The 2,350-nt window shown below is 71.6% G+C and carries 2 protein-coding genes; one reads left to right on the top strand and one right to left on the bottom strand.

Features of this window, described 5'->3' with window-relative positions; all coding sequences use genetic code 11:
• Window positions 1-586: 586 nt before the first annotated feature.
• The gene (locus tag ACFU7Y_RS43115) at window positions 587-1,180 is read left to right on the top strand and encodes a transglutaminase family protein (RefSeq protein ID WP_380771925.1); all 594 of its coding nucleotides are present in this window, start codon (window positions 587-589) and stop codon (window positions 1,178-1,180) included.
• 53 nt (window positions 1,181-1,233) lie between these two features.
• Here ACFU7Y_RS43115 and ACFU7Y_RS43110 read toward each other — a convergent pair whose 3' ends face one another.
• Window positions 1,234-1,980: a hypothetical protein gene (locus ACFU7Y_RS43110; RefSeq protein ID WP_380771923.1), complete on the bottom strand. Its 747-nt coding sequence runs from the start codon at window positions 1,978-1,980 to the stop codon at window positions 1,234-1,236.
• Between the last annotated feature and the right edge of the window lie 370 nt (window positions 1,981-2,350).

Raw genomic sequence — 2,350 nt, 5'->3', positions numbered from 1 at the left:
ATTGTTGCCAGGCCGGACCGGTCATCGACAAGACCCCCTCGCTACGACCCACCGTCGTACCCAAGGGCGGACGACGCCGATCCGCAGGGGCGGGCGCCCGGAGCGCGCCGATCCCCGCCGACCCCTCCCGGCCTGCGCAAACACCCCCCAGCCACTCGCCAAATAGTCTCAAAATGGCGCAAAACGGACACCACTATCCGTCGTCGTGCACCGCATTCCCGTGTGAGCGCACTCACCACACGGGCCCCGGCAACATCACCGACCGGCCCACCGCCACCACGCTGAGTCAACACCGGGCGGCCGCCGTTGAGACCGCCACCACACCCGGCCGGCGCGGGAACGGCGCCGAAGGACACCTCCGCAGCTGCCGGTCCTCCCGGCCGGCACGGCGGCAGCCGGGCACCGGCGCGAAGCCGTCGCAGGACCGCGGCGGGGTGTGGGTCGGGTGCGGGGCGGGTGGTGTCGGTCATCGCAGATGCCTTCAGGACCGAGATGCCGGTCGGGGGCGGCCGGAGCGGGGTCGGGGCCCTGTCCAGGGGGTGGAATTCCGCACGCGGTGGACGGCGCGCGCGGCACCGTGGGCGGCATGATCCTTCAACCGGAGACCGACGACCTTGCCGCCTACCTCGCGGCGGACGAGGTGATCGACCACAAGCACTCGGAGCTGCGGCGGGCGGCCGCAGGGCTGGCCACGCCGGAGGCGGCGTTCCACTACGTCCGCGACCAGGTGGCGCACTCCGCGGACGCGGGCTCGTACAGCGGGGCGTTCCGCGCCTCCGAGGTGCTGGCCGCGCGCAATGCGATCTGCCACGGCAAGTCCCACCTGCTGGCCGCACTGCTGCGGGCGCAGGGCGTGCCGACCGGCCTGTGCTACCAACGGCTGGAGGACGGCGAGGGCGGATTCGTGCTGCACGCCCTCAACGCCGTGCACCTGGACGGCCGCTGGTCCCGCCTGGACGCCCGGGGCAACCGCGAGGGGGTGGACGCGCGGTACGACCTCGACCGGGAACGGCTGGCCTGGCCGGTCCGCCCGGAGCGGGGCGAGCGCGACTACCCCGTGGTCTTCGTCGCACCGCCCGCCTCGCTGGTCCGGGCGCTCGCCCGGGCAGTGCCGGGCCGATTCGGCTACGACTACCTGCCGGCCGAACTTCCGGGTGACGCGTCGGTCAGCCTCGGGTGAAGCGCCCACGCCGCGTTCGTCGACTCACCACGACGGAGCCATGGACCCGGCGCTCAAAGGCTGCCGATGGGATTGCCGTTCGGAGGCACGTGTCCGTGCAGGGGCAGGGTCGCCGGATGCGTGCCCAGCCGGATTCCGTACCGGCGCCGAAGGCGGTTCATCTCCAGCAGGGCTATCCCCGTGACCGTCACCGGCGCGCCCAGGATGAAGACGACGCCCAGAGCGAGGCCGAGGCCGTGCAGGTCGCCGGAGAGCAGGTCCGGGACCGCCATCAGCCACGTCGTCACGGTGGCGAGCAGCGGCGGCAGACAGCGGTGCACTCCCGCGGTGCCGAAGAAGTTGTCGGACACGTAAAGGCCCCCGGCGCCCACGAACCAGGTGAGCCAGAGCGCCGCCATGAGGCACAGCAGCATACGGAGCGGGGAAGCACCGTTCGCCAGCATCCACGTCAGCACCATCACCACGACCGAGCCGATGAAGAGCAGCAGCAGTTTGAGCGAGTTCACCAGCGGGGTGCGCAGCTGGCGGACGGTTCCGGTACGCCGCCACACGTAGAGCATCACACCGATCGTCAGCGGCGTGATCAGCAGCAGGACGAGACTCGCCGTCAGCACCTTCTCCAGCATCCCGTCGAAGGAGAAACCGCCCTCCACGAAGCTGTAGACACCGATCGCCGCGACCGCGCCGCAGATGACCCGGACGCGTTTGAGGGACTCCACGGCGGGATCGACCGACTCGGGCACCCACGTCGGGTGGAAGACCGCCTTCGCCACGTTCTTGGGATTGCGGAACGACCTCACGGTCAGCCTGTCGCTGAGCCAACGCTCACGCCCGCCGGTCAATTGCCGTCCCCCTGTTCCTCGGTCTGTCAAGATCGCCGGAGAGTGTACGGGAGGGGGCACGGCGCGCGCCGATCTCCTTCTCCCGCTCAGCGGCCGGATGCCGCAGGTCAGACGCCCCATCGCGTTTGAGGTCGAACGGCATGGGGTTGTGCGTGGTGCGCCCGGGCGGTCGCTTCGTCGCGGTGGGTGTGTGTCCCGGGGCGTCCGTGGAGGACGCCGACGGGCCGGTTGCCGACCTGGCGGAGGGCGTCGGTGTAGCGGGCCTGCCCGGGCCGCGCCCACGCCGGTCGGCGTGGGCGGTCGGTGTGGGGCGGTCGGTGTGGGCGGC

The organism is Kitasatospora sp. NPDC057542, assembly GCF_042801945.1.
GTDB lineage: Bacteria > Actinomycetota > Actinomycetes > Streptomycetales > Streptomycetaceae > Kitasatospora.
Note: the sequence above shows the minus strand (reverse complement) of the source record. Positions and strands in the feature narration are given on the sequence as shown.

Excerpts from the sequence above, each read along its gene's own strand:
- ACFU7Y_RS43115 (WP_380771925.1), top strand. The coding sequence starts at position 587 with ATGATCCTTCAACCGGAGACCGACGACCTTGCCGCCTACCTCGCGGCG.